General features: G+C 66.2%; 6 protein-coding genes. 4 read left to right on the forward strand and 2 right to left on the reverse strand.

Annotated elements, in window-relative coordinates; translation table 11 throughout:
• Positions 1–40: 40 nt before the first annotated feature.
• From MUO23_08105 to MUO23_08120, 4 genes are all read left to right on the forward strand, one after another.
• On the forward strand, positions 41–1,246 hold the full coding sequence (locus MUO23_08105) for a DUF58 domain-containing protein (protein ID MCJ7512918.1): 1,206 nt from the start codon (positions 41–43) through the stop codon (positions 1,244–1,246).
• 1,226 nt (positions 1,247–2,472) lie between these two features.
• Positions 2,473–2,706 carry a DUF4129 domain-containing protein gene (locus MUO23_08110; GenBank protein MCJ7512919.1) on the forward strand — a complete coding sequence of 78 codons (234 nt, stop codon included), beginning with the start codon at positions 2,473–2,475 and terminating at the stop codon, positions 2,704–2,706.
• Positions 2,707–2,793: 87 nt separating this feature from the next.
• Complete coding sequence (locus MUO23_08115) at positions 2,794–3,399, forward strand: sigma-70 family RNA polymerase sigma factor (GenBank protein MCJ7512920.1); 606 nt, start codon at positions 2,794–2,796, stop codon at positions 3,397–3,399.
• A gap of 45 nt (positions 3,400–3,444) precedes the next feature.
• Entirely contained in the window at positions 3,445–3,729 is a 285-nt protein-coding gene (locus MUO23_08120) for a hypothetical protein (protein MCJ7512921.1), read from the forward strand.
• A gap of 96 nt (positions 3,730–3,825) precedes the next feature.
• On the opposite strand, the gene MUO23_08125 is transcribed toward MUO23_08120, so the two are convergent.
• Positions 3,826–4,167, reverse strand: a complete 342-nt coding sequence (locus MUO23_08125) for an iron-sulfur cluster assembly protein (protein ID MCJ7512922.1) — start codon at positions 4,165–4,167, stop codon at positions 3,826–3,828.
• Positions 4,164–4,805, reverse strand: coding sequence for an ArsR family transcriptional regulator (locus tag MUO23_08130; GenBank protein MCJ7512923.1), 642 nt, complete (start codon positions 4,803–4,805; stop codon positions 4,164–4,166). The genes MUO23_08125 and MUO23_08130 overlap by 4 nt, the downstream gene beginning before the upstream one ends.
• Positions 4,806–4,856 lie beyond the last annotated feature (51 nt).

Genomic DNA, 4,856 nt, shown 5'->3' on the forward strand with positions numbered 1-4,856 from the left:
ATCCTCTCCGAAGTTCCGGTCCCGGTCGAGACCTAGCGCCATGAGCGGCAGCTGGTGGCTGCGAACCACCGTTCTCCTGCTCAGCCTGGGCTACCTCGCCGGCTCGCCCGGCCTGCTGGTCCTGGCGGCCCTGACGTCCGTGGGGGTGGGGGCGGCGTGGATCTGGAATCGGCTTTCACTTCAGGGGGTTTCCTACCAGCGGCGTCTCGACCATTCCCGCGGCTTCCCGGGAGAGCAGGTGAGATGCTGGCTGCGGGTGGAGAACCGCAAGCGGCTGCCGCTGCCATGGTTGCGCATCGTCGATCGCTGGCCGCTGGAGATCGCCCCGGAGGACAAGAGCCTGCTCTCGCCTTCGCACTTGTCCGGCTTCGGCAACCTGCACCTGGTGCTTTCCATGCATCCGCGCCAGAGCGTGCGGCGCGAAATCCAGCTTGCACTGCGCAGGCGTGGCGTGCACCTTCTCGGCCCGGCCTGGATGAGCAGCGGCGATGGCTTCGGGTTGTTCCAGTCCGAGTCCCTTCATTCCCACAAGGACCAGCTGGTCGTGTTTCCTCGGGTGACTCGGCTGGCGGACCTGGGCATCAGGCCGGAGGATCCCTTTGGCCTACGTCACTCACCGCGCAGGCTGTATGAGGACACTGCCCAACCCTGCGGTGTCCGGGACTACCGACCGGAGGATGGATTCCGCCGCATCCACTGGCCGGCCTCCGCTCGAGCTTCCCGTCTGCAATCGAGGGTGTTCCAGCCGGTCGCGGGACTGGACTTGATCCTCTTCCTGAACGCGGCCACCTACGCTCAGGCCTGGATGGGGGTGGACAAGGAGCAGCTGGACCGGCTGGTGGAGACCGCGGCCTCGTTCGTCTACGCGGCCTTTGAGCAGGGCTACCGTGTCGGGCTGGTCTCGAACGGAAGCGTCGCTCGGTCAGGGCGGCCCTTTCGCTTCCCCCCCAGCAGAGCGCCGGGCCAGCTGCCGAAGCTGCTGGAAGCGCTGGCTGGGTTGACCTACCTGATCCCAACGCCCTTTGACAGGTTCTTGCTGCGTGAAACCCCCTTCCTGGAATATGGCGCTTCCCTGGTTGTCATCTCGGCGGTCCTCAGCCCGGAGACGCTGGAGGCGATCGCCCGTTTGCGCCGACGCGCCCGCAAGCTGACGCTGGTGTCCCTGACGGCGGACCCCGTCCCGCGTCTGCGTGGAATCGACGTCTTGCATCTCCCATCCGGCATCCCTCAGCCCCTGGCGACATGACCCTCTCCGAGCCCCCACTCGCCATAGACCCCTACCGCTGGCTGCGGAATGGGCTCGGCATCACCTCACTCCTGCTGCTGGAGGCCTCCTGGACAGCACCCTGGATGGCGACGTACTTCGCCGCCTGTGATCGCCTGACCGCCGGTTGGTGGCTGCTATTCCTGTTTCTCAGTGGCGGGCTGGCTGTTGTTCTCTCAAGGCTGCTGCGGGCCCGGGTCCGGGAAGCGGTTCGACGGCAAGTGTATGGCATGGCTGCCCTCGGGCTCTGGTTGGGGCTGACCCTGGCGGCGACGAGCAGCCTGGTTTGTCCGCCCGTCCCTCCGACCGCAGGCACCCGCGAGCTGGCGCTCACCCTGCTGCAAGTCCCCAGTCAGGCGGCCCTCCTGTTGGCCGTCTGCTGGACATGGCGGGAGGCAGTGCCCCTGGCAGGCACCGATGGACTGAACCCGTCGTCAGCTACCTCTCGCCTGCAACGCGCCCTGCTGGGGTTGGCGGCATACCTGTTGGTCTTCCAGCCAGGCCTGTCCCCCCAGCTGGTGGGGAGCATCAGCCTGACTGTCGCCAGCGGTCTGATCGGTGTGGGGCTGGGCCGTGCCAGCTATCTTGGCCAGGTGCGGGCCGCTGCCCGCCTTCCGTTCCGCGGCCGTTGGCTGCTGACGCTTCTGGCGGTCTGCGTAGGGGTCCTGGCGGTCGGCCTGCTGCTCGGAGCCGGGCTGGCACACCCGGGGGTGCTCCGGGCTGCAGGCGAGGCTCTAGCATGGATTGCGGGTGTGCTGGTCGCGATCCTGGCGGCAATCGCCGGCTTGGTGATCGGTTTGGGGTCGCTGCTGGTTGGCTGGTTCCAGGTCGAGGCGCCGCCGGGAGGCGCGACCGTCCAGTCGGTAGCCTCCGCCGCGGCTGCTACCCCGATCCCCGCCGCACCTTCGGCCACGATTCCTTTTCTGGCAGCCGTGGGTCAACAGCTTGAGCTGATCTTCAGCCTGTTGATTCTGGGTCTGTTGGCGTACTTCGCCGTCCGCGGGATGGGGGGGATGGGGCTGGCAGCTGCCTGGGGACCGGGATCCGGGTTTGAGCCGGCGTCTCCGGAAGCCGAGGCCGTGCAGGCGCCGGAAGCGGGAAGGCTCCGCCAGGCCTGGAATGGCCTGCGCCGACGGGCGGCACAGGCTTTGGCATCAGGGCGGGTTTCAGGCGCCAGCTTGCGAGGGCTGTACCTGCAGCTCCTGGCGATGGCGGGGGCCCGAGGCCGACCCCGCCGCCCTGCCGAGACTCCCCTGGAGTTGGTTGGCCCGCTGAGTGCGGTCTTTCCCGGCGGGGAAGGCGAAATCCAGGCCCTCACTAAGGCCTTCCAGGAGGCGCGCTACGGGGGGGTTGTCGACTCACCGGCCCGGCTTCAGGCTGCCCGGCAGGCGTTGGACTTCCTGAAGACAAGGGCACACAACGCCGATCGAGGGCATGCATGACAACTGCGGGAGAATTCTGCCTGCAAAGGGGAACGAGTTGCCGAGAACGGTGTTGTCTCAGTAGGTGCCGCGCGGCGGCAAGGCCGGATGAGCCAGACGCCTGAGGACCTGGAACTGATCCGCCGCGCCGATTCGGACCCCGATGCTTTCGGCGAGTTGTACACCCGGTATGTGGGCCGGATCTACAGCTACATCTACTACCGCACCGGGGACCCACAGGAGGCCGAAGACCTAACGGCGCGCGTCTTCCAACGAGCGATGCACCATATCGGCCGCTACCGAGATCAAGGGGTTCCGTTCTCCGCCTGGCTCTATCGGATCGCCCACAACTTGGTGGCGAACTGGCATCGCGATCGTAGCCGCCGGCAAATCGTCCCGTTGGATGAGCGGATCGTCGCTTCGGGCCCGTCGTCGCATCCGGAAGTCGCGACAATTATGCGTGAAGAACAGCGCCGGCTGCTGGATGTGGTCCGCACGTTGCCGCCGGACCGGCAAGAGCTTCTCATCTTGAAGTTCGTCGATCACCTGTCCAACGCCGAGATCGGGCAGATCACGGGAAAGACAGAAGGCGCCATCAAGAGCTTGTACCACCGGACCCTGATCAGCCTCCGCTTTTCGCTGTCGGGAGGCGAGTTCCTGGTGCCGGACGAGCCTGGCCAAACTGGCCAGCGGGAAGACGCCGAAGACGAGTAGATCGGTCTGGCGGGCGGCGACTGCCCGCAGACGGGGAAGGCAGGCATGACACAATCGGCTAGGTCCAGGAATCTCCTCAGTCAGCAGCAGCTCGAGCAGCTGCTCCAGGCGACCCTTGTTCCAGTCGAGCCCAACCCTCAATTCCTGCATCGCCTCCGCGCCCGGCTGGTGGATCTCCGACAGAACGGGCCTTCTGGCTGGATGCTGGTAGCGGCGGCTGGGACGATCCTGGTGCTTGTGAGCGCAACCTTCGCCGTCGGGCTGAGGTTCTTGCTGCTGTCTGTTGGGATCCTCAGCCTACTCACGGCCCGAGAGCGCAGGCGCGGCTGAGTCCATCCTCGGCCCTGCTCGCGTCCAGCGAGCCCGGCACGCAAACGGGGCAGCCAACCAGGCTGCCCCGGGTTCGTCGTTTGAGAGTTGGGCTGCTCAGAAGCCCCAGGCGGCGCCGGCGCCACCCTCCATCATGCTGGGATCCCACATCTCCATGCCCAGCTCCAGCTCGACCTCCATGGCGGAGGCCTCCTGGGCCTTGGTGCGGGTCATTTCCAGCATCGCCGGTCCATAGGGGCAGAAAGGTGTGGTCAGGATCATGCGCATCTTGAGGGCGGGATCGGCAATCGCCACTTCCCGAATCAATCCCAGCTCGATGATGTTCAGGCCGATTTCCGGATCGACAACCTGACGCAGGGCCTCCCGCAGCCGAGCGGCCTGTTCGGGGTGGGTGGAGTCGGCCTCCCAGCTCACCCCGTTGTCCGTTTGTTCTGTCATAGGCCGGCGCCTCCTTGCTTCACTGGCTCCTTGGTCACGGCGAAAGTGCAGTTGCTGTCGCCGCCTAACAGGCAGCTCACACGCTCGACCGGAAGGTTGAGGGCGGTGGCGATGAAGGCCTGGTCAACGTTGCACACTTCGGGATGCTGGAGCCCGATGCGGTAGTACGGGCAGCTCAACTCGCGAATGATGACTTTGTCGCCGGCGTCTTCCAAGCGGGCGTCAAAGCCCTCCTCGGAGAGCAGGTCGACGAGCCGGGCAAGCTTCTGCTGCAAGGGCAGGCCTTCGAGCTGGAGCGCGTGGTTGTCCGCCATGCTGCTGGCCACGCCGCTGAACAGGAGCTGGATTTGGTGCTCCGGTAGGCTGACCTTGATCTCGTCGAGCAGCCGGTTCGCCAGGCGGTAGTAGCGGGCGGGGGCCAGGTCCATGCCGGCCTCGGTCAGGAAGAACTGGTGCCGCGGCCGGCCGACTCCATGCTTGACCTCTTCGACCCCGACCCAGCCCTCAGCCTGCAGATTCGCCAGGTGGTGGCGAACCGACACCGGGGAGACTTCCGCCGCATCGGCGAGCTGATTGACCGTGCAGCGCCCTTGGGCGCGCAAGCTCCGCAGGATCGTGTCCCGAGTGGGGGTGGCCATGCGCCGACTCTACCACGACCGCCCTCCTCATGTCCATACTTCTTATAAATA

Source organism: Anaerolineales bacterium (assembly GCA_022866145.1).
In the GTDB taxonomy this organism is placed as follows: Bacteria; Chloroflexota; Anaerolineae; order Anaerolineales; family E44-bin32; genus PFL42.

Bases quoted from the DNA above. Each gene is read 5' to 3' on its own strand.
- MUO23_08105 (MCJ7512918.1), top strand. From the start codon at position 41: ATGAGCGGCAGCTGGTGGCTGCGAACCACCGTTCTCCTGCTCAGCCTG.
- MUO23_08110 (MCJ7512919.1), top strand. From the start codon at position 2,473: ATGGCGGGGGCCCGAGGCCGACCCCGCCGCCCTGCCGAGACTCCCCTG.
- MUO23_08115 (MCJ7512920.1), top strand. From the start codon at position 2,794: ATGAGCCAGACGCCTGAGGACCTGGAACTGATCCGCCGCGCCGATTCG.
- MUO23_08120 (MCJ7512921.1), top strand. From the start codon at position 3,445: ATGACACAATCGGCTAGGTCCAGGAATCTCCTCAGTCAGCAGCAGCTC.
- MUO23_08125 (MCJ7512922.1), bottom strand. From the start codon at position 4,167: ATGACAGAACAAACGGACAACGGGGTGAGCTGGGAGGCCGACTCCACC.
- MUO23_08130 (MCJ7512923.1), bottom strand. From the start codon at position 4,805: ATGGCCACCCCCACTCGGGACACGATCCTGCGGAGCTTGCGCGCCCAA.